General features: G+C 41.7%; 38 protein-coding genes. 35 read left to right on the top strand and 3 right to left on the bottom strand.

Annotated features, from left to right (window positions below; all coding sequences use genetic code 11):
- Positions 1 to 203 precede the first annotated feature (203 nt).
- From rpsJ to WMO43_RS12805, 33 genes are all read left to right on the top strand, one after another.
- Positions 204 to 521: a 30S ribosomal protein S10 gene (gene rpsJ, locus WMO43_RS12645; RefSeq protein WP_172508233.1), complete on the top strand. Its 318-nt coding sequence runs from the start codon at positions 204 to 206 to the stop codon at positions 519 to 521.
- A 153-nt stretch (positions 522 to 674) separates the two neighbouring features.
- Complete coding sequence (gene rplC / locus WMO43_RS12650; protein WP_353531447.1) at positions 675 to 1,358, top strand: 50S ribosomal protein L3; 684 nt, start codon at positions 675 to 677, stop codon at positions 1,356 to 1,358.
- Between the two features lie 29 nt (positions 1,359 to 1,387).
- Complete coding sequence (gene rplD / locus WMO43_RS12655) at positions 1,388 to 2,008, top strand: 50S ribosomal protein L4 (protein ID WP_177963686.1); 621 nt, start codon at positions 1,388 to 1,390, stop codon at positions 2,006 to 2,008.
- Entirely contained in the window at positions 2,008 to 2,307 is a 300-nt protein-coding gene (gene rplW, locus WMO43_RS12660; RefSeq protein ID WP_177963685.1) for a 50S ribosomal protein L23, read from the top strand. Before rplD ends, rplW begins: the two co-directional genes overlap by 1 nt.
- Before the next feature lie 65 nt (positions 2,308 to 2,372).
- The gene (gene rplB, locus WMO43_RS12665) at positions 2,373 to 3,218 is read left to right on the top strand and encodes a 50S ribosomal protein L2 (protein WP_177963684.1); all 846 of its coding nucleotides are present in this window, start codon (positions 2,373 to 2,375) and stop codon (positions 3,216 to 3,218) included.
- Between the two features lie 14 nt (positions 3,219 to 3,232).
- Positions 3,233 to 3,514 carry a 30S ribosomal protein S19 gene (gene rpsS, locus WMO43_RS12670; protein WP_177963683.1) on the top strand — a complete coding sequence of 94 codons (282 nt, stop codon included), beginning with the start codon at positions 3,233 to 3,235 and terminating at the stop codon, positions 3,512 to 3,514.
- Between the two features lie 27 nt (positions 3,515 to 3,541).
- Positions 3,542 to 3,928, top strand: coding sequence for a 50S ribosomal protein L22 (gene rplV, locus WMO43_RS12675; protein WP_177963682.1), 387 nt, complete (start codon positions 3,542 to 3,544; stop codon positions 3,926 to 3,928).
- Between the two features lie 11 nt (positions 3,929 to 3,939).
- A complete protein-coding gene (rpsC, locus tag WMO43_RS12680) occupies positions 3,940 to 4,596 on the top strand; it encodes a 30S ribosomal protein S3 (RefSeq protein WP_353531448.1) in 657 nt (218 codons plus the stop codon).
- Positions 4,596 to 5,033 carry a 50S ribosomal protein L16 gene (rplP, locus tag WMO43_RS12685; protein ID WP_177963680.1) on the top strand — a complete coding sequence of 146 codons (438 nt, stop codon included), beginning with the start codon at positions 4,596 to 4,598 and terminating at the stop codon, positions 5,031 to 5,033. The genes rpsC and rplP overlap by 1 nt, the downstream gene beginning before the upstream one ends.
- Positions 5,023 to 5,229, top strand: a complete 207-nt coding sequence (gene rpmC, locus WMO43_RS12690; RefSeq protein ID WP_177963679.1) for a 50S ribosomal protein L29 — start codon at positions 5,023 to 5,025, stop codon at positions 5,227 to 5,229. The genes rplP and rpmC overlap by 11 nt, the downstream gene beginning before the upstream one ends.
- A gap of 26 nt (positions 5,230 to 5,255) precedes the next feature.
- Positions 5,256 to 5,513, top strand: a complete 258-nt coding sequence (rpsQ, locus tag WMO43_RS12695) for a 30S ribosomal protein S17 (protein WP_177963678.1) — start codon at positions 5,256 to 5,258, stop codon at positions 5,511 to 5,513.
- A 19-nt stretch (positions 5,514 to 5,532) separates the two neighbouring features.
- The gene (gene rplN, locus WMO43_RS12700) at positions 5,533 to 5,901 is read left to right on the top strand and encodes a 50S ribosomal protein L14 (protein ID WP_177963677.1); all 369 of its coding nucleotides are present in this window, start codon (positions 5,533 to 5,535) and stop codon (positions 5,899 to 5,901) included.
- Positions 5,902 to 5,913: 12 nt separating this feature from the next.
- Positions 5,914 to 6,225, top strand: a complete 312-nt coding sequence (gene rplX, locus WMO43_RS12705; protein ID WP_177963676.1) for a 50S ribosomal protein L24 — start codon at positions 5,914 to 5,916, stop codon at positions 6,223 to 6,225.
- A 23-nt stretch (positions 6,226 to 6,248) separates the two neighbouring features.
- Positions 6,249 to 6,788: a 50S ribosomal protein L5 gene (gene rplE / locus WMO43_RS12710; RefSeq protein ID WP_177963675.1), complete on the top strand. Its 540-nt coding sequence runs from the start codon at positions 6,249 to 6,251 to the stop codon at positions 6,786 to 6,788.
- Positions 6,789 to 6,803: 15 nt separating this feature from the next.
- The gene (locus WMO43_RS12715; RefSeq protein WP_177963674.1) at positions 6,804 to 6,989 is read left to right on the top strand and encodes a type Z 30S ribosomal protein S14; all 186 of its coding nucleotides are present in this window, start codon (positions 6,804 to 6,806) and stop codon (positions 6,987 to 6,989) included.
- Positions 6,990 to 7,162: 173 nt separating this feature from the next.
- Positions 7,163 to 7,564 carry a 30S ribosomal protein S8 gene (rpsH, locus tag WMO43_RS12720; protein ID WP_177963673.1) on the top strand — a complete coding sequence of 134 codons (402 nt, stop codon included), beginning with the start codon at positions 7,163 to 7,165 and terminating at the stop codon, positions 7,562 to 7,564.
- A 207-nt stretch (positions 7,565 to 7,771) separates the two neighbouring features.
- A complete protein-coding gene (rplF, locus tag WMO43_RS12725) occupies positions 7,772 to 8,311 on the top strand; it encodes a 50S ribosomal protein L6 (RefSeq protein ID WP_177963672.1) in 540 nt (179 codons plus the stop codon).
- A gap of 18 nt (positions 8,312 to 8,329) precedes the next feature.
- The gene (gene rplR, locus WMO43_RS12730; protein ID WP_177963671.1) at positions 8,330 to 8,698 is read left to right on the top strand and encodes a 50S ribosomal protein L18; all 369 of its coding nucleotides are present in this window, start codon (positions 8,330 to 8,332) and stop codon (positions 8,696 to 8,698) included.
- Between the two features lie 14 nt (positions 8,699 to 8,712).
- Positions 8,713 to 9,222, top strand: a complete 510-nt coding sequence (gene rpsE, locus WMO43_RS12735) for a 30S ribosomal protein S5 (RefSeq protein WP_177963670.1) — start codon at positions 8,713 to 8,715, stop codon at positions 9,220 to 9,222.
- Positions 9,223 to 9,235: 13 nt separating this feature from the next.
- Entirely contained in the window at positions 9,236 to 9,418 is a 183-nt protein-coding gene (gene rpmD, locus WMO43_RS12740) for a 50S ribosomal protein L30 (protein ID WP_177963669.1), read from the top strand.
- Positions 9,419 to 9,443: 25 nt separating this feature from the next.
- Positions 9,444 to 9,884: a 50S ribosomal protein L15 gene (gene rplO, locus WMO43_RS12745; protein ID WP_177963668.1), complete on the top strand. Its 441-nt coding sequence runs from the start codon at positions 9,444 to 9,446 to the stop codon at positions 9,882 to 9,884.
- The gene (gene secY, locus WMO43_RS12750; protein ID WP_177963667.1) at positions 9,884 to 11,200 is read left to right on the top strand and encodes a preprotein translocase subunit SecY; all 1,317 of its coding nucleotides are present in this window, start codon (positions 9,884 to 9,886) and stop codon (positions 11,198 to 11,200) included. The genes rplO and secY overlap by 1 nt, the downstream gene beginning before the upstream one ends.
- A gap of 183 nt (positions 11,201 to 11,383) precedes the next feature.
- Positions 11,384 to 12,028, top strand: coding sequence for an adenylate kinase (locus tag WMO43_RS12755; RefSeq protein ID WP_177963666.1), 645 nt, complete (start codon positions 11,384 to 11,386; stop codon positions 12,026 to 12,028).
- 3 nt (positions 12,029 to 12,031) lie between these two features.
- Positions 12,032 to 12,805 carry a type I methionyl aminopeptidase gene (gene map, locus WMO43_RS12760; RefSeq protein ID WP_177963665.1) on the top strand — a complete coding sequence of 258 codons (774 nt, stop codon included), beginning with the start codon at positions 12,032 to 12,034 and terminating at the stop codon, positions 12,803 to 12,805.
- A gap of 14 nt (positions 12,806 to 12,819) precedes the next feature.
- Entirely contained in the window at positions 12,820 to 13,110 is a 291-nt protein-coding gene (locus tag WMO43_RS12765) for a KOW domain-containing RNA-binding protein (RefSeq protein WP_353531449.1), read from the top strand.
- A gap of 34 nt (positions 13,111 to 13,144) precedes the next feature.
- Positions 13,145 to 13,363, top strand: a complete 219-nt coding sequence (gene infA, locus WMO43_RS12770; RefSeq protein WP_016213352.1) for a translation initiation factor IF-1 — start codon at positions 13,145 to 13,147, stop codon at positions 13,361 to 13,363.
- A 186-nt stretch (positions 13,364 to 13,549) separates the two neighbouring features.
- Positions 13,550 to 13,663, top strand: a complete 114-nt coding sequence (gene rpmJ, locus WMO43_RS12775; protein ID WP_073992704.1) for a 50S ribosomal protein L36 — start codon at positions 13,550 to 13,552, stop codon at positions 13,661 to 13,663.
- Between the two features lie 223 nt (positions 13,664 to 13,886).
- Positions 13,887 to 14,255 carry a 30S ribosomal protein S13 gene (rpsM, locus tag WMO43_RS12780; RefSeq protein ID WP_177963663.1) on the top strand — a complete coding sequence of 123 codons (369 nt, stop codon included), beginning with the start codon at positions 13,887 to 13,889 and terminating at the stop codon, positions 14,253 to 14,255.
- A gap of 40 nt (positions 14,256 to 14,295) precedes the next feature.
- A complete protein-coding gene (gene rpsK, locus WMO43_RS12785) occupies positions 14,296 to 14,691 on the top strand; it encodes a 30S ribosomal protein S11 (RefSeq protein ID WP_177963662.1) in 396 nt (131 codons plus the stop codon).
- 18 nt (positions 14,692 to 14,709) lie between these two features.
- Positions 14,710 to 15,303, top strand: coding sequence for a 30S ribosomal protein S4 (rpsD, locus tag WMO43_RS12790; protein WP_353531450.1), 594 nt, complete (start codon positions 14,710 to 14,712; stop codon positions 15,301 to 15,303).
- Positions 15,304 to 15,342: 39 nt separating this feature from the next.
- Entirely contained in the window at positions 15,343 to 16,302 is a 960-nt protein-coding gene (locus WMO43_RS12795) for a DNA-directed RNA polymerase subunit alpha (RefSeq protein WP_177963660.1), read from the top strand.
- A gap of 170 nt (positions 16,303 to 16,472) precedes the next feature.
- On the top strand, positions 16,473 to 17,009 hold the full coding sequence (locus WMO43_RS12800; protein WP_177963659.1) for a bL17 family ribosomal protein: 537 nt from the start codon (positions 16,473 to 16,475) through the stop codon (positions 17,007 to 17,009).
- Between the two features lie 188 nt (positions 17,010 to 17,197).
- Entirely contained in the window at positions 17,198 to 17,443 is a 246-nt protein-coding gene (locus tag WMO43_RS12805) for a hypothetical protein (RefSeq protein WP_177963658.1), read from the top strand.
- On the opposite strand, the gene WMO43_RS12810 is transcribed toward WMO43_RS12805, so the two are convergent.
- From WMO43_RS12810 to WMO43_RS12820, 3 genes are read right to left on the bottom strand one after another with little or no spacing between them, the layout of a single operon-like run.
- Positions 17,435 to 18,844 (bottom strand): sensor histidine kinase, encoded by a 1,410-nt coding sequence (locus WMO43_RS12810; RefSeq protein WP_353531451.1) that lies wholly within the window; start codon positions 18,842 to 18,844, stop codon positions 17,435 to 17,437. The genes WMO43_RS12805 and WMO43_RS12810 overlap by 9 nt on opposite strands.
- Before the next feature lie 9 nt (positions 18,845 to 18,853).
- Positions 18,854 to 19,552, bottom strand: a complete 699-nt coding sequence (locus WMO43_RS12815) for a response regulator (protein ID WP_177963587.1) — start codon at positions 19,550 to 19,552, stop codon at positions 18,854 to 18,856.
- A gap of 15 nt (positions 19,553 to 19,567) precedes the next feature.
- Positions 19,568 to 21,952, bottom strand: a complete 2,385-nt coding sequence (locus WMO43_RS12820; RefSeq protein WP_353531452.1) for an endonuclease MutS2 — start codon at positions 21,950 to 21,952, stop codon at positions 19,568 to 19,570.
- Positions 21,953 to 22,128: 176 nt separating this feature from the next.
- On the opposite strand from WMO43_RS12820, the gene WMO43_RS12825 reads away from it, so the two are divergent.
- The gene (locus WMO43_RS12825) at positions 22,129 to 23,073 is read left to right on the top strand and encodes a 3'-5' exoribonuclease YhaM family protein (RefSeq protein WP_177962354.1); all 945 of its coding nucleotides are present in this window, start codon (positions 22,129 to 22,131) and stop codon (positions 23,071 to 23,073) included.
- Between the two features lie 15 nt (positions 23,074 to 23,088).
- The gene (gene rlmD, locus WMO43_RS12830; protein ID WP_353531453.1) at positions 23,089 to 24,858 is read left to right on the top strand and encodes a 23S rRNA (uracil(1939)-C(5))-methyltransferase RlmD; all 1,770 of its coding nucleotides are present in this window, start codon (positions 23,089 to 23,091) and stop codon (positions 24,856 to 24,858) included.
- The last annotated feature ends 13 nt before the right edge of the window (positions 24,859 to 24,871 follow it).

The following is a 24,871-nucleotide window of genomic DNA, read 5'->3' on the forward strand; positions in this document are numbered from 1 at the left end:
AAGCGTGAGGTTGCTGCTTTACATAGCAGGTTTTCCGTGGAGCGAATGTCAAGTTAGGAAACTGGCGACAAGTCACTGTACCATACAATCGTCTGCAAAGAAATGCAGAAACAACGTGTGAGAACCTTTAGGACACACACGGAAGAGTGTACAGTCACCGCTTGTCGTACTGATATAAGTGCGAAAAGGAGGCGACTTTTTTTATGGCAAGTCAAGTAATGAGAATCACATTAAAAGCGTATGACCACGAATTAGTGGATGCATCAGCAAAAAAAATCATCGAGACTGTAAAGAAGAATGGATCACAGGTGAGCGGACCGGTACCACTTCCAACTAAGAAGGAAGTAGTTACAATCTTAAGAGCTGTTCACAAATACAAAGATTCCAGAGAGCAGTTCGAGCAGAGAACTCATAAGAGACTGATCGATATCATCACACCGACCCAGAAGACGGTAGATGCATTATCCAGATTAGAAATGCCGGCAGGTGTCTACATCGACATCAAAATGAAAAACAAATAATTAAGGTAACAATCCTGAAGGGTTAGATATAGAAGTTTTGCGAAACAAGAAACGCAGCCACTTATATCGACTGTTCTAGGATGAACGGTTCCGCTGCCCCCGCAAAAGCCGGGTAAGAAGCGTTCCGCTGTAGAGAAAACAGGAGGTAAAAGAATGAAGAAAGCAATTTTAGCTACTAAAGTCGGAATGACTCAAATCTTCAATGCAGATGGAGTATTAACTCCGGTTACTGTATTACAGGCTGGACCATGTGTAGTAACACAGATCAAAACTGTTGAGAATGATGGTTACAGTGCAGTACAGGTTGGCTACATGGACAAAAAAGAAAAAGTTGTTACAAAAGATGCCAACGGAAAGAAAGAAATCAGAAACAGACATGGTGTTACAAAGGCAGAGAAAGGTCATTTTGACAAAGCTGGAGTATCCGCAAAGAGATATGTCAGAGAGTTCAAATTTGAGAATGCTGCTGATTACAACTTAGCAGACGAGATCAAAGCTGATATTTTTGCAGAAGGCGACAAGATCGACGCAACTGCAATTTCAAAAGGTAAAGGTTTCCAGGGTGCGATCAAGAGACATGGTCAGCACAGAGGACCTATGGCGCACGGTTCTAAATTCCACCGTCATCAGGGTTCTAACGGTGCTTGTTCTTCGCCAAGTAAGGTATTCAAAGGAAAAGGAATGCCAGGACAGATGGGACATGTAAAAGTAACTGTACAGAATCTTGAAGTAGTAAAAGTGGATGCAGAGAACAACCTGCTTTTAGTAAAAGGTGCCGTACCGGGACCTAAGAAATCATTAGTAACAATCAAAGAGACCGTAAAGGCAGGAAAGTAGTGCCGGGTTAGGAAAGGAGGAACTTAACGATGGCTAAAGTAGCTGTTTATAATATGGAAGGCAAAGAAGTTGGAAGTATGGACTTAAACGATGCTGTATTCGGTGTAGAAGTAAATGAACACTTAGTACACATGGCAGTCCTGCAGCAGCTTGCAAATAACCGCCAGGGAACACAGAAAGCAAAAACGCGTTCCGAAGTACGCGGCGGTGGTAGAAAACCATGGAGACAGAAAGGAACAGGTCATGCAAGACAGGGTTCTATCAGAGCTCCACAGTGGAAAGGCGGCGGAGTTGTATTCGCACCGGTTCCAAGAGACTACTCTTTCAAATTAAACAAGAAAGAGAAAAGAGCAGCATTAAAATCTGTTCTGACATCCAGAGTTCAGGAGAACAAATTCATCGTTGTAGATGAGTTAAAGATGGATGAGATCAAAACAAAGACATTCAAAGGTGTGTTAGATAACCTGAATGCAGAAAAAGCACTGGTTGTTTTAAATGACATGGATGCAAACGTAATTGCTTCTGCAAAGAACATCCCAACAGTTAAGACAACACAGACAAACGAGTTAAATGTATTTGATGTATTAAAATACAACACAGTCGTTGTAACAAAAGACGCTGTGGCAACAATCGAGGAGGTGTACGCATAATGGCAAATATTCAGTACTATGATGTAATCCTCAAACCGGTTATTACAGAAAAAAGCATGAATGCAATGGCTGAAAAGAAATATACTTTCTTAGTTCATCCGGAAGCAAACAAGAGCATGATCAAAGAAGCAGTAGAGAGAATGTTCGAGGGAACAAAAGTAGCAAGCGTCAACACCATGAACATGGATGGAAAGAAGAAAAGACGCGGCATGGTTGTAGGAAAAACTGCTAAGACCAAAAAAGCAATCGTGAAGTTAACAGAGGACAGCAAAGATATCGAAATCTTCGCAGGACTGTAAGAAGAACTTCCTTAGAAACTAAGCACAGACAAGTGCGATAATAAACAATTGAAAGGAGAAAGACAATGGGAATTAAGACATATAACCCATATACACCTTCCAGAAGAAATATGACAGGTTCCGATTTCTCTGAAATTACAAAGAAGACACCGGAGAAGTCCTTACTTGTTTCTTTACAGAAGAATGCTGGTCGTAACAACCAGGGTAAAATCACTGTAAGACACCAGGGTGGTGGAAACAGAAAGAAATACAGACTCGTAGATTTCAAACGTAATAAAAAAGACGGAATCCCGGCAAAAGTAGTCGGAATCGAGTACGATCCAAACAGAACAGCAAACATCGCATTAATCTGCTACGCAGATGGCGAAAAATCATATATCCTTGCACCGGAAGGACTGACAGACGGAATGACAGTAGTCAGCGGCGCAGAGGCAGAGATCAGAGTAGGTAACTGCCTTCCACTTGCAAACATCCCGGTAGGTACTCAGGTACACAACATCGAGTTACTTCCAGGAAAAGGCGGTCAGTTAGCACGTTCCGCAGGTATGAGTGCACAGCTTATGGCAAAAGAAGGAAAATATGCAACACTTCGTCTTCCATCCGGAGAGATGAGAATGGTTCCGATCAACTGCCGTGCAACTGTTGGAGTTGTAGGAAATGGCGACCATAACCTTATTAACATTGGTAAAGCAGGACGTAAGCGTCACATGGGTATCCGCCCAACAGTTCGTGGTTCTGTTATGAACCCGAATGACCATCCACACGGTGGTGGTGAAGGTAAAGCACCGGTTGGACGTCCGGGTCCATGTACACCTTGGGGCAAACCTGCACTTGGCTTAAAGACCAGAAAGAAGAAAAAACAGTCTAACAAGCTTATCGTAAGAAGAAGAGACGGAAGAGCAATCAAATAAGGAGGATAGCTATTATGGCACGTTCATTAAAAAAAGGACCATTTGCGGACGCAAGTTTACTGAAGAAGATTGATGCTATGAACGCTTCCGGAGACAAGAGTGTCATCAAGACATGGTCCCGTCGTTCTACAATCTTTCCACAGATGGTTGGACATACAATTGCAGTCCATGATGGAAGAAAACATGTACCTGTATATATCACAGAAGATATGGTTGGTCACAAATTAGGTGAGTTCGTAGCAACCAGAACTTACAGAGGACATGGAAAAGACGAAAAGAAATCAAAAGTTCGTTAATGATAGATTTGAAAGGAGGTTTCATCCATGGCAAAAGGACATAGATCCCAGATAAAAAGAGAAAGAAATGCAGTAAAAGATACCAGACCTTCTGCAAAGTTATCTTATGCAAGAATATCTGTTCAGAAAGCATGCTTCGTATTAGATGCCATTCGTGGCAAAGACGTACAGACAGCACTTGGTATTTTAATGTATAATCCAAGATACGCATCCAGCGTCATCGAGAAGTTATTAAAATCTGCAATCGCAAACGCAGAGAACAACAACGGAATGAGCGCAGAGAACCTTTACATTGCAGAATGTTATGCAAATAAAGGACCGACAATGAAGAGAATCAGACCAAGAGCACAGGGTAGAGCTTATAGAATCGAAAAGAGAATGAGCCACATTACAATCGTGCTTGATGAAAGATAAGGAGGGCAAACATGGGACAGAAAGTAAATCCTCATGGCTTAAGAGTCGGAGTTATCAAAGACTGGGACTCCAAATGGTATGCGGAAGCTGATTTTGCTGATCTGTTAGTAGAAGACTATAAGATCAGAACATATCTTAAGAAAAAATTATACGCAGCAGGAATCTCTAAGATTGAGATCGAAAGAGCTTCTGATCGCGTAAAAGTAATCGTATATACAGCAAAACCGGGCGTTGTAATCGGAAAAGGTGGAGCTGAGATCGAAAGAGTAAAAGGTGAATTACAGAAATTCACAGACAAGAAATTATTAGTAGACATCAAAGAAGTAAAAAGACCGGACAAAGATGCTCAGTTAGTAGCAGAGAACATCGCATTACAGTTAGAGAACCGTGTTTCCTTCCGTCGTGCAATGAAATCCTGCATGGGCAGAACAATGAAAGCCGGAGCATTAGGAATCAAAACATCCTGCTCAGGTCGTCTTGGCGGAGCTGATATGGCTCGTACAGAGTTCTACAGCGAAGGAACTATTCCGCTTCAGACATTAAGAGCAGACATTGATTATGGATTCGCAGAAGCAGACACCACATACGGAAAAGTTGGTGTAAAAGTATGGATCTATAAAGGCGAAGTACTTCCGACAAAAGAAGGTAAGGAAGGAGGAACGAAATAATGTTAATGCCAAAAAGAGTAAAACATCGTAAACAGTTCCGTGGTTCCATGAGAGGAAAAGCAAGCAGAGGTAACAAGATCACTTACGGTGAATATGGTATCGTTGCAATGGAGCCATGTTGGATTCGTTCCAACCAGATCGAGGCAGCCCGTGTTGCCATGACACGTTATGTAAAACGTGGTGGTAAAGTATGGATTAAGATTTTCCCGGATAAGCCGGTAACTCATAAACCTCTTGAAACTCGTATGGGTAAAGGAAAAGGTGCATTAGAGTACTGGGTAGCAGTAGTTAAACCAGGTCGTGTAATGTTTGAAATTGCTGGAGTTCCAGAAGAAACAGCTCGTGAAGCATTACGTCTTGCTACACATAAATTACCTTGCAAATGTAAAGTAGTTTCACGTGCAGACTTAGAAGGCGGTGAATCAAATGAAAACTAGTAAATATTTAGAAGAATTAAAAACTCAGTCAGCTGAGCAGTTAAATGAGCAGTTAGTTGAAGCAAAGAAAGAACTTTTCAATTTAAGATTCCAGAATGCCACAAATCAGTTGGATAATACAAGCAGAATCAAAGAGGTTCGTAAGAACATCGCCAGAATTCAGACGATTATCTCACAGAAGGCAAAAGAAGCTTAAGGAATTATCGGGAAAGGAGACAAATCGTGGAAGAAAGAAATCTTAGAAAAACACGTACAGGTATTGTTGTATCCGATAAGATGGATAAGACCATCGTTGTGGCAATTAAAGACAACGTAAAGCATCCTCTTTACAACAAGATCGTAAAGAAAACCTATAAATTAAAAGCCCATGACGAGAACAACGAATGTCATGTTGGTGATACCGTAAAAGTAATGGAAACAAGACCTTTATCCAAAGATAAGAGATGGAGACTTGTGGAAATCATGGAAAGAGCGAAATAATTAGAAGGAGGCTGCTAGAATGATTCAACAGGAAAGTAGACTGAAAGTCGCTGACAATACCGGTGCAAAAGAATTACTCTGCATCCGTGTAATGGGCGGTTCTACAAGAAGATATGCACAGATTGGTGATATCATTACCGCTACTGTTAAAGATGCAACACCAGGCGGCGTTGTAAAAAAAGGTGACGTTGTAAAGGCAGTAGTAGTTCGTACAGTAAAAGGTGCCCGTCGTAAAGATGGTTCTTATATTAAATTCGATGAGAATGCTGCTGTTATTATCAAAGATGACAAAACTCCAAGAGGAACCCGTATTTTTGGACCAGTAGCGAGAGAGCTTCGTGAGAAACAGTTTATGAAGATTGTTTCTTTAGCTCCGGAAGTATTGTAGGAGGTACTTTTGATGGCAACAATGAAAATTAAAAAAGGTGATACAGTCAAAGTGATCACTGGAAAAGATAAAGACAAAGAGGGCAAAGTAATTGCCGTAAACAGAAAGAACAATACTCTTTTAGTTGAAGGTGTCAACATGGTTACAAAACATACAAAACCAAGTATGGCAAATCAGCAGGGCGGTATTGTACATCAGGAAGGACCGATTGATGCGTCAAACGTAATGTACGTTCACAACGGAAAACCAACCAGAATCGGTTTCAAGATGGACGGAGACAAAAAAGTACGTTTTGCAAAATCAACAGGTGATGTAATCGACTAATAGAAGGAAGGAGGTCCAGTATCTTGAGTAGATTAAAAGAAACATATCAGAATGAGATCGTAGATGCTATGATGAAAAAATTCGGATATAAAAATATTATGGAAGTGCCGAAGCTCGACAAAGTTGTTGTAAACATGGGTGTTGGCGAGGCAAAAGAAAATGCAAAGATTTTAGATGCAGCCATGAAAGACATGGAGACTATCACAGGTCAGAAAGCGGTTCCTACAAGAGCCAAGAACTCCATTGCTAACTTCAAATTAAGAGAAGGAATGCCGATCGGATGTAAGGTAACCTTACGCGGCGAAAAAATGTATGAGTTCGTTGACCGTTTGATCAACTTAGCATTACCACGTGTACGTGACTTCAGAGGAGTAAATCCAAACGCATTTGACGGAAGAGGTAACTACGCACTTGGTATTAAAGAGCAGTTAATTTTCCCGGAGATCGAGTATGACAAGGTAGACAAAGTAAGAGGTATGGATATCATCTTTGTTACTACTGCAAAGACCGACGAAGAGGCGCGTGAATTATTAACACAGTTTAATATGCCGTTTGCAAAATAATAGGAGGGAATTTTAATGGCTAAGAAATCAATGAAAGTAAAACAGCAGCGTAAGCAGAAATTCTCTACCAGAGAATACAATCGTTGCAGAATCTGTGGTCGCCCACATGCATATTTAAGAAAATATGGTATCTGCCGTGTATGCTTCCGTGAGTTAGCATATAAAGGACAGATCCCAGGAGTAAAGAAAGCTAGCTGGTAGCCCGAAAGCACTTAGCGAATGCAAGCCGTAAGGCGCAGCATGAGGTTAGTGCGAGGGCGTTCCGTGAGATTAGCGAGACCGAGCCAAAGGCGAAAGTCGAGGTTAGCGAACGGAGCATCCTTGTGAAACACAGTTATCGAAGCTTAAACAGAATAACAGGAGGAAACACAATCATGACAATGAGTGATCCAATTGCAGATATGCTTACAAGAATCCGTAATGCAAATACTGCGAAACATGATACAGTAGATGTTCCATCTTCCAAAATGAAATTAGCGATTGCAGATATTCTTGTAAAAGAGGGATATATTGCTTCATATGAAATCGTAGATGATGGTGCATTTAAGAACATCCATATGACATTAAAATATGGTGCAGACAAGAATGAAAAAATCATCACTGGTATTAAGAGAATTTCCAAACCGGGTCTTCGTGTATACGCAGGCAAGGATGAGATCCCGAGAGTACTTGGTGGCTTAGGAATTGCAATCCTTTCCACAAACCAGGGTGTTATCACAGACAAAGAAGCCAGAAAACTTCAGGTTGGTGGCGAAGTATTAGCATTTGTTTGGTAGGCATTGAACACTTAGCGAATGCAAGCCGTAAGGCGCAGCATGAGGTTAGTGAGAAAGCCCTTCCCGAGACTTAGCGGTGGCGAGCCGTAGGCGAAGACAGCGTGTTAGTCGAGCGGAAGAGTGGAACTGCCATAAAGTAAAGATATAGTATTAGCAACCTGTCCATTCATCAGGACAGATTCAAACAAAATTTTAGGAGGTACGGGCATGTCACGTATAGGAAGAATGCCAATCGCAGTACCGGCAGGCGTAACTGTTGATATTGCAGAAAATAATCATGTGACTGTAAAAGGTCCAAAGGGAACTCTTGAGAGAACACTCCCTACAGAAATGGAAATCAAAAAGGAAGGCGACGAGATCATCGTTACCAGACCAAATGATTTAAAGAAAATGAAATCCTTACATGGTCTGACAAGAACTCTGATCAACAACATGGTAATCGGTGTAACAGACGGATATACCAAAGAGTTAGAGGTAAACGGAGTAGGTTACAGAGCTCAGAAGTCAGGCAAAGTATTGACATTGCATTTAGGATATTCCCATCCGGTAGAAATGGAAGATCCGGAAGGTTTAGAGTCCAAAGTAGATGGTAACAAGATTGTCATCTCAGGTATTGATAAAGAAAAAGTTGGCCAATATGCGGCAGAAATCAGAGACAAGAGAAGACCTGAGCCATATAAGGGCAAAGGAATCAAGTATGCTGATGAAGTAATCAGACGTAAAGTTGGTAAGACTGGTAAGAAATAATTAAAGGAGTGACGGAAAATGGTTAATAAAAAATCTAGAGCATTAGTTCGTGAGAAAAAACACAGAAGAATGCGTAATCACCTTTCTGGAACAGCCGAGAGACCTCGTTTAGCTGTATTCAGAAGTAATAATCATATGTATGCTCAAATTATTGACGATACAGTTGGAAATACTCTGGTTGCAGCTTCCACACTTGACAAAGATGTAAAAGCTGAATTAGAAAAGACCAATAACGTTGATGCAGCAGCATATCTTGGAACAGTAGTTGCAAAGAAAGCATTGGATAAAGGTATTGAGACAGTTATCTTTGATAGAGGCGGTTTCATATATGCAGGAAAAGTTCAGGCTTTAGCAGACGCAGCTAGAGAAGCTGGATTGAAATTTTAAGGAGGAAACGATACATGAAACGTGAGATCATTGATGCTAGTCAGTTTGAGTTAACCGAAAAAGTGGTATCAATTAAACGTGTAACAAAAGTTGTTAAAGGTGGACGTAACTTCCGTTTTACAGCTTTAGTTGTTGTCGGTGACGGCAATGGACATGTAGGTGCCGGTTTAGGTAAAGCAGCTGAAATTCCTGAAGCAATCCGCAAAGGAAAAGAAGATGCAATGAAAAAACTCATCACTGTAAAATTAGATGAGAACAACAGTATTACACATGATATTACCGGAAAGCACACAGGAGCTTCCGTGTTACTGAAAAAGGCTCCGGAAGGTACCGGTGTAATCGCTGGTGGTCCTGCGCGTAACGTATGTGAGTTAGCAGGAATCAAGAACATCCGTACAAAATCACTGGGATCTAACAACAAGCAGAACGTTGTACTTGCTACGATCAATGCTTTAAGTCAGTTAAAATCCCCGGAAGAAGTTGCAAGACTTCGCGGAAAATCTGTAGAAGAGATTCTCGGTTAGGAGGGTGTAAAAAATGGCAGATAAATTAAAAATCACACTTGTGAAATCAACCATTGGTGCCGTTCCAAAAAACAAAAAGACGGTAGAAGCTTTAGGATTGAGAAAGATTGGACAGTCTAAAGAATTTCCGAATAATAAAGCTACCCAGGGTATGATTCAGAATGTTAGACATTTAATCAAAGTAGAGGAAATCTAAAAAATAACAGATAGGAGGTGTCACAATGGACTTATCAAACTTAAGCCCTGCAGCAGGTTCAAAGCACAGCGATAATTTCAGAAGAGGACGTGGACACGGTTCAGGAAATGGTAAGACAGCCGGAAAAGGACATAAAGGTCAGAAAGCGCGTTCAGGAGCTCCAAGACCGGGCTTTGAAGGTGGCCAGATGCCATTATACAGAAGATTACCAAAGAGGGGATTTAAGAACAGAAACAGCAAAGAGATCGTAGCTGTAAATATCTCTGTATTGGAAAACTTCGACAATGATGCAGTTGTTTCAGTAGATACATTAATTGAAAGAGGAATTGTTAAGAATCCAAGAGATGGAGTAAAGATTCTTGGAAACGGTGAATTGACTAAGAAGCTTACAGTTCAGGCAAATGCATTCAGCGCAAGCGCAAAAGAAAAAATTGAGGCTCTTGGTGGAAAAGCAGAGGTGATCTAATGTTAGAAACACTTCGCAATGCTTTTAAGATTGAGGATATTCGGAAACGTATAGGTTATACGTTTCTGATGCTCATAGTAATCCGAATCGGTTCTCAGCTACCGATTCCATGTGTAAACAGTGAGGTATTTGCGAACTGGTTTGCAAATCAGGGAGGCGATGCATTCAGCTTCCTTGATGCAATCACAGGTGGTTCTTTCTATCAGATGTCTGTGTTTGCATTAAACATTACGCCGTATATTACATCTTCTATTATCATCCAGCTTTTAACAATTGCAATTCCGAAGCTGGAAGAACTTCAGAAAGATGGAGAAGAGGGAAGAAAGAAGATTACAAAGATAACCCGTTACTTAAGTGTGATCCTTGCATTAGTAGAAGCGATCGCAATGGCAATTGGTTTCGGAAGAAGCGGATATCTGGATAAATTCAATGTGATCAATGTATTATTAGTAGTTACGACGTTAACAGCAGGATCTACCATTCTGATGTGGATCGGTGAGAGAATTACAGAGAGAGGCGTAGGAAATGGTATTTCCATCGTACTTACCATCAATATTATCTCCCGTATCCCGGCTGATCTGACAGCACTGTTTGATCAGTTTATCAAAGGTAAGACCATTGCAAAAGGAGTACTTGCAGCAGCCATTATTGCAGCGATCATCTTAGTGACGGTTGTATTCGTAGTAATCCTTCAGGATGCAGTACGCAAGATTCCGGTACAGTATTCCAAAAAAATTCAGGGAAGAAAACAGGTAGGCGGTCAGTCAACATACATTCCGCTGAAAGTTAACACAGCCGGCGTAATCCCGGTTATCTTTGCACAGTCCCTGATGCAGTTCCCGGTTGTCATTGCAACGATTGCAAGAAAGAACAACGGAGACGGCGTTGGAAGCAAAATATTAAAAGGATTATCACAGTCAAACTGGTGTAATCCGGATGAACCGATTTACAGTATTGGATTGGTTGTATATATTATATTGCTGATTCTGTTTGCATATTTTTATACATCCATTACATTCAATCCATTGGAGATCGCAAACAATATGAAAAAAGCAGGTGGCTTTATACCGGGAATCCGTCCGGGAAAACCAACCAGCGATTACTTATCAAAGATTTCAAACCATATCATCTTCATTGGTGCCATTGGTTTGACCATTGTAGCGATCATCCCAATTTTCTTTAATGGAATATTTGGAGCGAGTGTAAGTTTCGGTGGAACATCCATCATCATTATCGTAGGTGTTGTAATAGAGACCTTAAAGCAGATCGAATCTCAGATGAGAGTTCGTAATTATAAAGGCTTTTTAAACGATTAATTTAATAAAGAAACCTAGGGAGATACAGGCGTAGCCGTATCTCCAAAGGTGTTTATAGGAGAAATTACAATTATACATTGAATGAAAATGGTGTACTTATAATTGGAGAAAAGAATATTACCGAATAGGAATATTACATAGAAAAAGTGAAAAAACAAATCAGAACAAAAAGGAGGATTTTCTATGAAGATTATTATGTTAGGTGCTCCTGGAGCAGGAAAAGGAACTCATGCAAAGAAAATCTCTGAGAAATATGGAATCCCACATATCTCAACAGGTGATATTTTCCGCGCAAACATCAAAGAAGGAACAGAGTTAGGCAAAAAAGCAAAAGAGTACATGGATCAGGGATTATTAGTACCGGATGAGCTGACCTGTGATTTAGTAATGGATCGTATCCAGCAGGATGACTGCAAGAACGGATTCGTATTAGACGGATTCCCACGCACCATTCCACAGGCAGAAGCATTAGATGCAGCCCTGACAAAGATCAACGAAAAGATGGATTATGCATTAGACATCGAGTTAGCAGATGAAAAAATCGTTGAGAGAATGTCCGGAAGACGCGTATGCGTAAAATGCGGTACACCATACCACATCGTAAACATCCCACCGAAAAAAGAGGGAATCTGCGACAGCTGTGGTGGAGAATTACAGTTCAGAGCAGACGATCAGCCGGAGACCGTATTAAAACGTCTTGGTGTTTACCATGAGCAGACACAGCCATTGATCGAGTACTATGCAAAACAGGGCATCTTAAAAGAGATCGACGGAACACTTTCAGTAGAAGACGGATTTGCTTCCATCGTAGCTATTCTGGGAGAATAAAGTATGTCAGTTACCATTAAATCTGCGAGAGAAATCGAACTTATGAGAGCCGCCGGAAAAATCTTAGCCAAGGTTCATCAGAACCTTGGTGAGGCACTCAGACCGGGAATGTCTACCTATGAAATAGACCGTCTTGGTGAAGAAATGATACGAAGCTACGGATGTATTCCGTCCTTTAAAGACTATCAGGGATATCCGGCAAGTGTCTGCGTATCCGTTAATGAAGAAGTAGTACATGGTATTCCAAATAAGAAACACCACATTCAGGAAGGCGACATCGTCAGCCTTGACATCGGTGTCATCTACAAAGGATATCATTCGGATGCGGCACGCACACACGGAGTAGGTGAGATTTCAAAAAATGCGGCATTATTAATAGAAAGAACAAGACAGAGTTTTTTTGAAGGCATTAAATATGCAAAAGCCGGGAATCATTTACATGAGATATCAGCAGCCATAGGCGATTATGCAGAGAGCTTTGGCTATGGTGTCGTAACGGATTTGGTCGGACACGGCATAGGAACGCACTTACATGAAGAACCGGAAATTCCGAATTTCAGACAGGTCCGCAGAGGAATTAAACTGCGGCAGGGGATGACACTGGCAATCGAGCCGATGATCAATGAGGGACGGCCGGATGTGGAGTGGTTAGGAGATGACTGGACAGTAGTAACAGAGGACTCATCCCTATCCGCACATTATGAGAACACAATTCTGATCACAGATGGAGAACCGGAGATTCTGACACTTACAGACAAAGAACTTGAGAGCATGTAGGGAGAGGAAGACTGATGAACATCCAGTTTGCAAAATCAAAAGCAGGGCATGATAAAAATCAGCTTTACTTCATATTAAAAGAAGAAGAGGAATTTGTGTATCTTGTCAATGGAACAACAAGACCGTTAGATAAGCCAAAGAAAAAGCGAAAAAAGCATGTGCAGGTCATACACCGGATACCGGCAGAACTGTGCAGCATTTTAGAGGCAGGCATCACAAATGAGTCTGTAAAACGGTCCATGAAATTATACAGTGCAGGTTTCAGGCAGGAAACATCCGCCGGAACCGGAGAAAATCAGGAATAGGAATCAAGGGATTCATATAAGAGGAGGAAATAAAATGTCAAAAGCAGATGTAATTGAAGTAGAAGGAACTGTTGTAGAAAAACTTCCAAACGCAATGTTTCAGGTAGAATTAGAGAATGGCCACCAGATACTGGCACATATCAGCGGAAAGCTCCGTATGAACTTTATCCGTATCTTACCTGGAGACAAGGTAACCATAGAGATGTCTCCATATGATCTGACCAAGGGCAGAATTATCTGGAGAGATAAATAAGACAGAGATAAATAAGACATAAAAAACATATTGATTTTTAAAAGCGTCCGTGCTATAATGTTAGTCGGACGCTTTTGAAATATGCCCTACCACTATGCCCAAAACCAAGGAAAATCAAGGGTTCGGGGGATTGCGTGGGGTGCTTAAGACGGTCAATGACCGAAAGATAAGAAAGGAGAATTTGCTGTGAAAGTAAGATCATCCGTAAAGCCAATTTGCGAAAAATGCAAAGTGATCAAAAGAAAAGGAAGCATCAGAGTAATCTGTGAGAATCCGAAACACAAACAGAGACAAGGTTAATTGTAGCTATTATGTGCGGCTGTAGCGTGACATCCTCAAACTCACGCTATTCATAATAAAACCAGGTGTATGCTTTAATACCGAGAGGCATATATCATTTTCATGCCAGAGGGCAGTAACCAGAGGAGCAGGTGTATGCACACATTTCAGGGCGGGAAACCGCAGCTGCATGGGTTTGTTCCGAAATAGAAAAAACAGATAGGAATAATGGAGGTTAACACACATGGCTCGTATTGCAGGTGTAGATTTACCAAGAGAAAAACGTGTTGAGATTGGTTTGACTTATATTTATGGAATCGGAAGAGTAAGCTCTAACCGTATTCTTGAGGCAGCAAACGTAAATCCGGATACGCGTGTCAGAGATTTAACTGACGAAGAAGTAAAGAGAATCAGTGCAGTCATCGATGAGACTCAGACTGTAGAAGGTGATCTCAGAAGAGAGATCGCACTCAATATCAAGAGATTACAGGAGATTGGATGCTATCGTGGTATCCGTCATAGAAAAGGACTTCCTGTTCGTGGTCAGAAGACAAAGACAAACGCAAGAACAAGAAAAGGTCCTAAGAGAACAGTTGCAAACAAGAAGAAATAAGCAACATAACGAATCATAAAGAAAGTAGGTTAGTTTAGATATGGCTAAAAAAGTTACAAAAAAAGTGACAAAAAAGCGTGTAAAGAAAAACGTTGAACGCGGACAGGCACATATTCAGTCATCTTTCAATAACACAATCGTAACAATTACAGATGCTGAAGGAAATGCTTTATCATGGGCAAGTGCCGGTGGTCTTGGATTTAGAGGTTCAAGGAAATCTACTCCTTATGCTGCTCAGATGGCGGCAGAGACTGCAACAAAAGCAGCTCTTGTACACGGATTAAAGACAGTAGATGTTATGGTAAAGGGACCGGGTTCAGGTAGAGAAGCAGCAATCCGTGCGCTTCAGGCATGTGGACTCGAAGTATTAAGCATCAAGGACGTAACCCCTGTACCACACAACGGTTGTCGCCCGCCAAAACGCAGAAGAGTTTAATTAGGAGGTAAGTCTAAGATGGCAGTAAATAGAACACCAGTCTTAAAGAGATGCAGATCTTTAGGTTTGGATCCGGTTTATTTAGGATATGATAAGAAATCAAAAAGAGAATTAAAAAGAGCAAACAAGAAGATGTCTGAGTACGGTCTTCAGTTAAGAGAAAAACAGAAAGCAAAATTCATCTACGGTGTATTAGAAAAACCTTTCCGTAATTACTACAAAAAAGCTGATAGAATGAAAGGTCAGACAGGTACAAATCTGATGGTTATTCTTGAAAGCAGATTAGACAACGTAGTATTCAGATCCGGTTTTGCAAGAACAAGAAGAGAAGCAAGACAGATCGTAGACCATAAGCATGTTTTAGTAAACGGCAAGCAGGTAAACATTCCTTCTTACTTAGTAAAAGCAGGCGATGTTGTTGAAATCAAAGAAAAATGCAAAGGAATGCAGAGATACAAAGATATCTTAGAGGTTACAGGCGGAAGATTAATTCCTGAGTGGTTAGACGTAAATCAGGAAGGCTTACAGGCAACTGTAAAAGAGTTACCATCCAGAGAAGCAATTGACGTACCTGTAGACGAGATGCTCATTGTCGAGTTATATTCTAAATAATATGTAAAGCAATGATACCCGAAAAGGAGGGACTTTGTAGTGTTTGAGTTTGAAAGACCCAAAATTGATATCGCTGAGATTTCAGAAGATAAAAAATACGGCAGATTTGTCGTAGAACCTCTCGAGAGAGGGTATGGTACAACACTTGGAAACTCTCTGAGAAGAATTATGCTTTCTTCTTTACCAGGTGCAGCAGTAAGTCAGGTTAAGATTGATGGTGTGTTACACGAATTTTCTTCCATTCCGGGAGTAAAAGAAGATGTGACAGAGATTATCATGAACATCAAAAATCTTGCCATTCGAGATAACAGCACATCTAACGAGGCGAAAGTTGCTTACATTGAATTTGAAGGCGAAGGCGTAGTAACCGCAGCAGATATTCATGTGGACGGAGACGTTCAGATCATGAATCCTGAACTTGTGATCGCACACTTAAATGGCGGTCCGGACTGCAGACTGTATATGGAATTAACCATTACAAAGGGCAGAGGTTATGTCAGTGCCGATAAGAATAAGAGTGAAGATGTACCGATTGGTGTCATCGCAGTAGATTCCATCTACACACCGGTAGAGCGTGTAAACCTTACCGTTGCCAATACTCGTGTTGGTCAGATCACCGATTACGACAAATTGACATTAGATGTATATACCAATGGTGCTATTGAGCCGGATGAGGCAGTCAGCCTGGCAGCAAAAGTATTAAGCGAGCATTTGAATTTATTTATCGACCTTTCAGAAAATGCTAAGACAGCAGAAGTAATGGTAGAAAAAGAGGATGATGAAAAGGGCAAAGTTCTTGAGATGAACATTGACGAATTAGAGTTATCCGTTCGTTCCTACAATTGTCTGAAACGTGCAGGAATCAACACGGTAGAAGAGTTGACCAACCGCACACCGGAAGATATGATGAAAGTTCGTAACTTAGGACGCAAGTCTTTAGAAGAAGTATTAGCAAAATTAAAAGAATTAGGTTTACAGTTGAATCAGGGAGAGGAATAAGGAATCACCTTATTTTTGGATTGGCATGTAGACTTTAACGCACATATGGAATACCGAGCCGGTAAGACCATTCAGGCACGGCAAGGGATATCCATGAGTGGCAGTCAATGACATTCGGTAAGTAAGACCAAAGAGCGTGGCCGGATGTTCCACAAATGGAGGATAAGCAAATGGCAAAATATCGTAAATTAGGCAGAACCTCAGATCAGAGAAAAGCCTTAATCAGAAACCAGGTAACAGCATTATTATACAATGGAAAAATTGTTACCACAGAAGCAAAAGCGAAAGAAGTTCGGAAAGTAGCTGAAGGTTTAATCGCCTTAGCTGTAAAAGAAAAAGACAACTTTGAAGAAGTAACCGTAACAGCAAAGGTTCCTCGCAAAGACGCTGAAGGCAAGAGAGTAAAAGAAGTTGTAGATGGTAAAAAAGTTACTGTATATGATGAAGTAGAAAAAACCATCAAAAAAGATATGCCTTCCCGCTTACATGCAAGAAGACAGATGTTAAAAGTTCTCTACCCTGTAAAAGAAGTTCCAACAGAGGGTGCTAAGAGAAAGAAAAACACAAAACAGGTTGATTTATGTGATAAGTTATTCACAGAAATCGCACCAAAATATGCAGACCGCAACGGTGGTTACACAAGAATCATCAAAATCGGACAGCGTAAAGGTGACGGTGCTTTAGAAGTTGTACTTGAGTTAGTATAAGAGACCGTAAATATGACCCGCATGAGGTATTTGAAATGTACCTCATGCGGGTCTTTTTATGTGATGAAATATTATCTCTGAGTGAAGTATCTTGAAGGGATTGTAAAATAGGATCATTGTATTGTAAATATCCTAAAGGTATTGTAGAATATAAATAATATTTAATAAAGATGGAGGCAGTAAACGTTATGAAATTATACAGTGAGCTTTTTTGTACATATTCCATGGAAGAGAAAAACCGAGTAATTCATATTTTAGAAGAACATCAGATACCGTATAAAATATCTACGAATGGAAATACGATGAGGAATCTCGGCAGCAGGGGAATGGCGTTAGATCAATTCGGTGAAAAGCCGGAGGTATCCTGTGAATACAGAATCCGTGTACCGAAGGAACAGTTAGAGCAGGCACAGCATTTATCTCACTTAGGTTAAGGTCAGCGTAAAAATAAACTCTGTGCCAACACCTTCCGTACTGATGACGTTGATATTTTCATCATGTGCTTCGACAATTTCTTTTACGATCGAAAGGCCGAGCCCGGTGCCGCGTTTGTCCCTGCCACGGGAGAGGTCTGTCTTGTAGAAACGCTCCCAGATTTTGGTGACGCAGTCTTTCGGAATACCCATACCATAGTCTTTGATGGAAATATAGGCTTTTCCATTGCGGGAAATCGTTTCAATCGTAATCTTAGAATCAAAGTGGGAAAATTTGATGGCATTGTCGATCAAATTATAAAGCACCTGCTGGATCTTTCCCATATCGGCATGGACACGAAGAGAACCGGAAGAAAGTAACAGCTCAAAAGAAAGATGCTTTTCTTTGCAGGTTCCTTCAAAGGTTTCGCAGATCTGCCGGATCATGCCATTGATATCAAAATCGGTCATCTCCAGAATGACTTTTCGTGATTCGTATTTGTTCAACTCTAAGAGACTCTCTGTGAGCTTTGTCAGACGTTCCGTTTCAAATAATATAATATTCAGGTATTTTTCTTGCATTTCAGGAGGAATTGTTCCGTCAAGCATGGCATCCACATATCCACGGATTGAGGTCAGCGGGGAACGGAAATCGTGTGAAACATTGGAAATAAAATTCCGCTGCGTTTCTTCAATCGTATCTAAATTAGAAGCCATGTAATTTAACGAGGCAGCGATGTAGCCAAGCTCGTCATCATTGCCATGAACAGGAATTTTTTTACTGTAATTGCCTTTTGCATATTCTTTTGCGCCGATAGAAAGTGTACGAATCGGGCGGTAAACCAAGATAGCAAAGCAGATAAACAGCACTGCGGAGAACACGAACAAAAGTCCCCAGGACATATAGGAGATATTTAAAAGCTCATTATGAAATTTGTAAAATTCCTGTAAGGGTTTATGTATGATGACATATCCGGTGGAATCTGTTCCCCATTTGAATTCAGAGGCAACACTCAGATGATTTTCGCAAAAATATCCGTAAAAGTCACCGATCAGAAAATGGGTAGAACCGAAGTCATGAATGGAGAAAGTCGGAATCGTCTCTGTACAGGAGCTATCCGTTTTGCCTGTAAACGTATAGAGAATGGTCCCGTCTTCTTTTAAGATCCAGATTGGAGAATCTAAATAACGGCACAGGTAAGAAACTGAGGACTTTTCCTCCTCGGAAAGTATGAGGCGCTCTTCGGTATGGGAATTTAGCACATCAGCAACGGATGAGGCTGCCTCTGTGAGATTGGTCACTTCATCGTGTTTTAATTTGTCAAAAGAAAGCTTCGATGTAAAGGTTGCCACGATCAAAAAGCCACACAGCCCAAAGAGCAGAAATCCAAGAAAAATTTTCGTCAGGAGTGTCCGTTTCATATCTTATCCTCATTTCACTTCAAACTTGTATCCAATGCCCCATACCGTAGCAATCCGCCAGTGGTCGTGATCCTTGATCTTTTCACGCAGACGTTTGACATGGACATCTACGGTTCTGGTATCACCGATATATTCATAGCCCCAGATGTTGTCTAAAAGCTGTTCTCTGGTAAATACCTGATTTGGTGAAGAAGCCAGAAAATAGAGCAGTTCCAATTCCTTTGGAGGCATCTCAATGGCTTTGTCATAGTAGAGAACCGAGTAATTCGAAAGATTTACGACTAAGTCATCATAGCTGACACATTTTAAATTCGGATTCTGTACGGCGTTTGGACTGACCGGCTGATAGCGGCGTAATACGGCTTTAACCCTTGCAACCAGTTCTTTGGTATCAAACGGTTTTAACATATAGTCATCAGCACCCAGTTCCAGTCCTAATACCTTGTCAAAGACTTCGCCTTTGGCAGAGAGCATGATGATCGGAGTGTTTGATTTTGCACGGATCTCACGGCAGACCTGATAGCCGTCAATGCCCGGCAGCATCAGATCTAAAATAATCAGGTTTGGCTGGTAGTTGTCAAAGACCTCTAATGCCATTTCTCCATCATGTACCATTCTGGTATCAAAACATTCCTTCGTTAAATAGAGTGCGATCAGTTCCGCAATATTTGCATCATCGTCAACGATGAGAATTTTTTGCTTGTTCATAGTAGTTCCCTCTTTCTATTTGAATTCGGCAATCGTTACTCCGGCATCGCCTTCGCCAAATTCTGCTAAATGATAATTCTTAATGTATTTTGATTTTTTCAGATAACCATGCACGGCATTTCTGAGTGCTCCGGTTCCTTTTCCGTGTACGATACGCACGGAGGAGAGGTGTGCAAGGTAAGCATCATCCAAATATTTGTCCAGTTCGCTGAGTGCCTCATCCACAGTCATGCCAAGCAGTTTGATCTCCGTGGAAATGGTAGCACTTTTATTCATCTTGATCTTACCGGCACTGGTCTTTCTGAATTTTTTCTCATTGGTATTCGTATCATCGATTAAAAGCACTAAGTCATTGATATTGACCTGTGAGCGTAAAATACCCATCTGTACGAAAAGGTTGCCTTTGGCATCCGGAAGCGTGTGCACCGTTCCCTTTAAGTTCATGCTTAAGACCTTGACAGAGTCACCGATACGGAGGTTTTTCGGAGCCTTCGTATTCGCAGGGGCCTTAGGCTTCATTGCCATATTCTTTTCGACTTCGTTCATCTTATTACGCAGCTTGGTACGCTCTTTTTCCATGGTCTTGTTGTCCGCATTGACTTTTCCGTATTTCTGGAAATTGCGGATAGATTCATCTGCGACTTCTTTTGCTTCACGCAGGATCTTGTGAGCTTCTTCATTTGCTTCACGCAGGATTTTTTCACGGCTGTTATCCAGACGTTCCTGTTTTTCCTCTAAACGTTTTTTCAAGGTCTCAATTTCTGCTTTGTAAGACGAAATTTCTGCCTGTTCTTTTTCAATCGTTAAACGGCTGTCCTCTAAACGTGCGATCAGATCCTCAAAGTTCTCTTCGTTTTCCGTAATTCTGGACTTGGCATCCTCGATAATGGAAGCGTCTAAGCCGAGCTTTCCGGAGATGGCAAATGCGTTACTTTTTCCCGGAATACCGATTAAAAGACGATAGGTCGGGCTTAAAGTCTCCATGTCAAATTCACAGCAGGCATTTTCCACACCTTCCGTAGAAAGGGCAAAAACCTTGATCTCGCTGTAATGCGTCGTTGCCATGGTACGGATGCCGCGGCTATGAAGCTGTGACAAAATGGAAATAGCCAGTGCCGCACCCTCCGTCGGATCGGTTCCCGCACAAAGCTCATCAAAGAGCACTAATGACTGCTCATTGACATGTTCTAAGATCGAAACGATATTGGTCATATGGGAAGAGAAGGTACTCAGGTTCTGTTCAATACTCTGCTCATCTCCAATATCGGCAAATACGTCTGTAAAAACGGACAACTCACTGTTATCGTTTGCCGGAATGTGAAGTCCTGCCTGTCCCATTAGTGTAAAAAGTCCAACGGTCTTTAAAGAAACGGTTTTACCACCGGTATTCGGTCCGGTTACGATCAACAGATCAAAATCGGTGCCAAGGTGGATATCGATTGGTACCACCCGTTTCGGGTCTAACAACGGATGACGACCCTTGCGGATGCGGATGCGTCCGTCGGTATTAAAGACCGGGGCAGTTCCGTTATAATCTTTTGCAAGCAATGCCTTTGCAAAGATAAAGTCAAGTTCCGATAAAATGCGATAGTCTTCTAAAATATATGGAATATATTCAGAGACTAAGTTGCTCAGATCAGCGAGGATCTTTTCAATCTCTTCCTGTTCTTTTAAATAAAGTTCTTTTAATTCATTATTTAAATTCACAACAGCGAGTGGTTCGATAAACAGTGTGGAACCGGTGGAGGACTGGTCATGCACCATACCGGAAACCTGATTTTTATACTCGGATTTTACCGGCAGGCAGTAGCGTCCGTTACGCATGGTAATAACGTTGTCCTGTAAGAGACCACTCGCAGAAGCGGAATTTAAAATGCTGTTCATCTGCGAGTGAATCTTATCCTGCATACCTTTCATGCTGCGGCGGACTGCTTTTAATCCACTGCTGGCTTCATCACTGATCTCATCAGAAGAAATGATACATCTGCGGATCTCTTCTAAGAGTGGAGTCAGCGGTTCGATACCGTCAAAAAATTCATCCAAGGAATCGGAAGTCTCGGCTTCCTCCGTGCGGTCATTCCTTGAATATGCTTTGGCACGTTTTGCAACTTCTAATAAGGATGCTAAGTGCAGCAGTTCCTCAATGCTTAAGGCAGCTCCGATTTCAAGACGCTTCATGGAAGCGGTGACATCGTGAACGCCTAAAAAAGAAAGACTTCCTTTTTTGAAAATGCGGCTTAGTGCATCCGCAGTCTGTCTCTGTGCTGTTTCGATATCTGCAAGAGATGTCATAGGTGTTAATTTTTTACAACGCTGCTTTGCTGCCTCGCAGTTTGCGTGGCGCACGAGCAGATCTATGATTTTGTGATATTCTAAGGTTCTTAATGCTTTTTCGTTCATTCTGATTCTCCATACATTTATTAAGGATATTTTACCCCAAATTGTTTTGAATGAAAAGGAAAAAGAAAGGAAAAAAAGGGACATTAGAAATTTCTTGCAACAAATACGGCAAAACCGTATAATAAAAAGGAAAAAACGAGATTTTTTAGAAAGGATGCACAACGTGCAGATTGATTATGAAATATATTGAATCACTCCGAGAAGGAGAAAGAATTAGTGAAATTTACCTTTGCAAATTTAAACAAACCGCATTAACGAAAGCGGGCAAACCTTATGAAAATGTGATCTTACAGGATAAGACCGGAACTTTGGATGCAAAAATCTGGGATGTCGGTTCGATTGGAATCGATGAGTTTGACGCTCTTGACTATGTTCAGGTCAATGGAGATGTTACCTCTTTTCAGGGGGCATTGCAGTTAAACATTAAGAGAGTGCGTGTGGCACAGGAGGGAGAATTTGATCCGACAGAATATCTGCCGATCAGTGACAAGGATATTCCACAGATGTATGCGGAGCTTTTGGACTTTGTCCGCAGCATTAAGAATCCATATTTAAGACAGCTTGCAGGCAGCTTTTTTGAGGATGAGGAGTTCGCAAAACGTTTTCAGTTCCATTCCGCTGCGAAGAGTGTCCATCACGGATTTGTCGGTGGCCTGTTAGAGCATACGTTAAGCGTAACAAAGATCTGTGATTTTTATGCAGGCAACTATCCGATCATCCACCGCGACCTTCTGATCTGTGCAGGAATGTTCCATGACATCGGAAAGTTAGAGGAGATTTCAAGATTTCCACAGAATGATTATACGGATGAGGGCCAGCTTTTAGGTCATATCATTATCGGTACGGAGATGATCAGTGAGCATATCCGGGCAATTCCGGATTTCCCGGTGCAGCTTGCAAATGAATTGAAGCACTGCATTTTATCCCATCATGGGGAGCTGGAATTTGGTTCTCCGAAAAAACCGGCTCTAGTCGAGGCAATGGCTCTCAGCTTTGCCGACAACGTTGATGCAAAGATGCAGACCATGAAAGAGGCATTAGCAGCAGTGCCGCAGGGAAATACCGAGTGGCAGGGCTTTAACCGTTTCTTAGGCACGAATATCCGTAAAACGGCAGAATAAAGGCTGGGGATCGCAATGAAGAAAAATGATGTTTTGACAATCAGAATAGAAGATATGGGAGTGGATGGGGAAGGAATTGGAAAAGTGGATAACATTCCGCTTTTTGTCAAGGATGCGTTGATCGGTGATGTGGTCAGCGTGAAGATCATGAAGATGAAAAAAAATTATGGCTATGCCCGTCTGCTTGAGATTTTAGAGCCATCGAAGGACCGTGTGACTCCACCGTGCGAGTTTCACCGCTCCTGCGGTGGCTGCCAGATTCAGGCGCTTTCCTATGAAAAACAGTTGGAATTCAAACAACGGAAGATCCGAAATAATTTAAAACGCATCGGCGGTTTTTCGGAGGAAATGTTAGAACAGGTCATGGAGCCGATCATCGGCATGGACGAGCCGTATCACTACCGCAATAAGGCACAGTTTCCAGTGGGGAGAGACAGAGAGGGAAGGACTGTTACAGGATTTTATGCAGGCAGAACTCATACGATTATTCCAAACCGGAATTGTCTGTTGGGAATGCCGATGAATGAAAAAATTCTGGAAACAGTTCTTTCTTTTATGGAAAAATACCGGATCGAGCCGTATGATGAAAAAACGAACCGGGGCGTAGTGCGCCATGTGCTGACACGTTACGGTCATACGACAAAGGAATGGATGGTCTGTCTTGTGATCAACCGGACGAAGCTGCCGTATGCGGACGCTTTGGTGGAAGAGCTTGTAAAGTTGGAGGGCATGACCAGCATCTCCATTAATATCAATCAGAAAAATACAAATGTGATCCTTGGAGAAAAAGTGGAGACTCTCTGGGGCAGTCCGTATATTACGGACTATATTCATCTTAGGACCGGAGCAGACTGGCAGGTGGAAGGGGATGGCATTGCCTACCGTATCTCTCCGCAGTCTTTTTATCAGGTAAATCCGATCCAAACGGAGAAACTTTACTCGACGGCACTTGCTTACGCCGGCTTAACCGGCGAGGAATCGGTATGGGACTTATACTGTGGCATCGGAACGATCTCCCTGTTTTTAGCCCAGCGGGCAAAACAGGTCTACGGTGTGGAAATTGTTCCGCAGGCAATCGCCGATGCAAAAGAAAATGCAAAGCTGAACGGCATCACCAATGCAGAATTTTTTGTCGGAAAGGCGGAGGAGGTTCTGCCGGAGTTCTATGAGCGGATGCGGCGGGGCGATTCCGGGATATCTTCCGGTATATCTTCCGGTGTATCGGGTGCAGAGGTATCTGACATGGATGCGGCTACGGATGTACAGATGCTCACCCCGGATGTGATTGTAGTTGATCCGCCACGCAAAGGCTGTGATACAAAATGCCTGGAAACGATCGTGCAGATGTTTCCAAAACGCGTGGTTTATGTAAGCTGTGATTCGGCAACGTTAGCGCGTGACCTGAAGTTCCTGTGTGAAAACGGGTATGAGGTGAAGCGGGTGCGGGGCTGTGATATGTTTGGGCAGACGGTGAGTGTGGAGACGGTTGTTCTTTTGTCCCAACAAAAACCAGATGACACGATAGAGATTGACTTAGACCTGGACGAGCTGGATGCCACCAGTGCCGAGTTGAAAGCAACCTATCAGGAAATCAAAGATTATGTGCTGAAAGAATTTGGCTTGAAGGTTTCAAATTTATATATTTCTCAGGTAAAACGCAAATGTGGAATTGAAGTGGGAGAAAACTATAATCTGCCAAAGACAGAAAATCCCAAAGTGCTACAGTGTCCGAAAGAGAAAGAAGATGCTATCAAGGCTGCCCTGAAATATTTTGCGATGATTTAAGGATATCGCTGAT

It is taken from the genome of Maccoyibacter intestinihominis (assembly GCF_040096355.1).
Classification (GTDB): Bacteria; Bacillota; Clostridia; order Lachnospirales; family Lachnospiraceae; genus Maccoyibacter; species Maccoyibacter intestinihominis.

Coding starts and splice junctions, on each gene's coding strand:
- rplW (WP_177963685.1), top strand. CDS start 2,008: ATGGCAAATATTCAGTACTATGATGTAATCCTCAAACCGGTTATTACA.
- map (WP_177963665.1), top strand. CDS start 12,032: ATGTCAGTTACCATTAAATCTGCGAGAGAAATCGAACTTATGAGAGCC.
- WMO43_RS12755 (WP_177963666.1), top strand. CDS start 11,384: ATGAAGATTATTATGTTAGGTGCTCCTGGAGCAGGAAAAGGAACTCAT.
- WMO43_RS12820 (WP_353531452.1), bottom strand. CDS start 21,952: ATGAACGAAAAAGCATTAAGAACCTTAGAATATCACAAAATCATAGAT.
- rplF (WP_177963672.1), top strand. CDS start 7,772: ATGTCACGTATAGGAAGAATGCCAATCGCAGTACCGGCAGGCGTAACT.
- rplV (WP_177963682.1), top strand. CDS start 3,542: ATGGCAAAAGGACATAGATCCCAGATAAAAAGAGAAAGAAATGCAGTA.
- rpsK (WP_177963662.1), top strand. CDS start 14,296: ATGGCTAAAAAAGTTACAAAAAAAGTGACAAAAAAGCGTGTAAAGAAA.
- WMO43_RS12765 (WP_353531449.1), top strand. CDS start 12,820: ATGAACATCCAGTTTGCAAAATCAAAAGCAGGGCATGATAAAAATCAG.
- secY (WP_177963667.1), top strand. CDS start 9,884: ATGTTAGAAACACTTCGCAATGCTTTTAAGATTGAGGATATTCGGAAA.
- WMO43_RS12805 (WP_177963658.1), top strand. CDS start 17,198: ATGAAATTATACAGTGAGCTTTTTTGTACATATTCCATGGAAGAGAAA.
- WMO43_RS12815 (WP_177963587.1), bottom strand. CDS start 19,552: ATGAACAAGCAAAAAATTCTCATCGTTGACGATGATGCAAATATTGCG.
- infA (WP_016213352.1), top strand. CDS start 13,145: ATGTCAAAAGCAGATGTAATTGAAGTAGAAGGAACTGTTGTAGAAAAA.
- rpmD (WP_177963669.1), top strand. CDS start 9,236: ATGGCAGATAAATTAAAAATCACACTTGTGAAATCAACCATTGGTGCC.
- WMO43_RS12800 (WP_177963659.1), top strand. CDS start 16,473: ATGGCAAAATATCGTAAATTAGGCAGAACCTCAGATCAGAGAAAAGCC.
- rpmC (WP_177963679.1), top strand. CDS start 5,023: ATGAAAACTAGTAAATATTTAGAAGAATTAAAAACTCAGTCAGCTGAG.
- rpsE (WP_177963670.1), top strand. CDS start 8,713: ATGAAACGTGAGATCATTGATGCTAGTCAGTTTGAGTTAACCGAAAAA.
- rpsJ (WP_172508233.1), top strand. CDS start 204: ATGGCAAGTCAAGTAATGAGAATCACATTAAAAGCGTATGACCACGAA.
- rplN (WP_177963677.1), top strand. CDS start 5,533: ATGATTCAACAGGAAAGTAGACTGAAAGTCGCTGACAATACCGGTGCA.
- WMO43_RS12810 (WP_353531451.1), bottom strand. CDS start 18,844: ATGAAACGGACACTCCTGACGAAAATTTTTCTTGGATTTCTGCTCTTT.
- rpsD (WP_353531450.1), top strand. CDS start 14,710: ATGGCAGTAAATAGAACACCAGTCTTAAAGAGATGCAGATCTTTAGGT.
- rplB (WP_177963684.1), top strand. CDS start 2,373: ATGGGAATTAAGACATATAACCCATATACACCTTCCAGAAGAAATATG.
- rpsS (WP_177963683.1), top strand. CDS start 3,233: ATGGCACGTTCATTAAAAAAAGGACCATTTGCGGACGCAAGTTTACTG.
- rplO (WP_177963668.1), top strand. CDS start 9,444: ATGGACTTATCAAACTTAAGCCCTGCAGCAGGTTCAAAGCACAGCGAT.
- rplP (WP_177963680.1), top strand. CDS start 4,596: ATGTTAATGCCAAAAAGAGTAAAACATCGTAAACAGTTCCGTGGTTCC.
- rlmD (WP_353531453.1), top strand. CDS start 23,089: ATGAAGAAAAATGATGTTTTGACAATCAGAATAGAAGATATGGGAGTG.
- rplC (WP_353531447.1), top strand. CDS start 675: ATGAAGAAAGCAATTTTAGCTACTAAAGTCGGAATGACTCAAATCTTC.
- rpsC (WP_353531448.1), top strand. CDS start 3,940: ATGGGACAGAAAGTAAATCCTCATGGCTTAAGAGTCGGAGTTATCAAA.
- WMO43_RS12825 (WP_177962354.1), top strand. CDS start 22,129: ATGAAATATATTGAATCACTCCGAGAAGGAGAAAGAATTAGTGAAATT.
- rpsM (WP_177963663.1), top strand. CDS start 13,887: ATGGCTCGTATTGCAGGTGTAGATTTACCAAGAGAAAAACGTGTTGAG.
- rplR (WP_177963671.1), top strand. CDS start 8,330: ATGGTTAATAAAAAATCTAGAGCATTAGTTCGTGAGAAAAAACACAGA.
- rplD (WP_177963686.1), top strand. CDS start 1,388: ATGGCTAAAGTAGCTGTTTATAATATGGAAGGCAAAGAAGTTGGAAGT.
- WMO43_RS12715 (WP_177963674.1), top strand. CDS start 6,804: ATGGCTAAGAAATCAATGAAAGTAAAACAGCAGCGTAAGCAGAAATTC.
- rplX (WP_177963676.1), top strand. CDS start 5,914: ATGGCAACAATGAAAATTAAAAAAGGTGATACAGTCAAAGTGATCACT.
- rpsH (WP_177963673.1), top strand. CDS start 7,163: ATGACAATGAGTGATCCAATTGCAGATATGCTTACAAGAATCCGTAAT.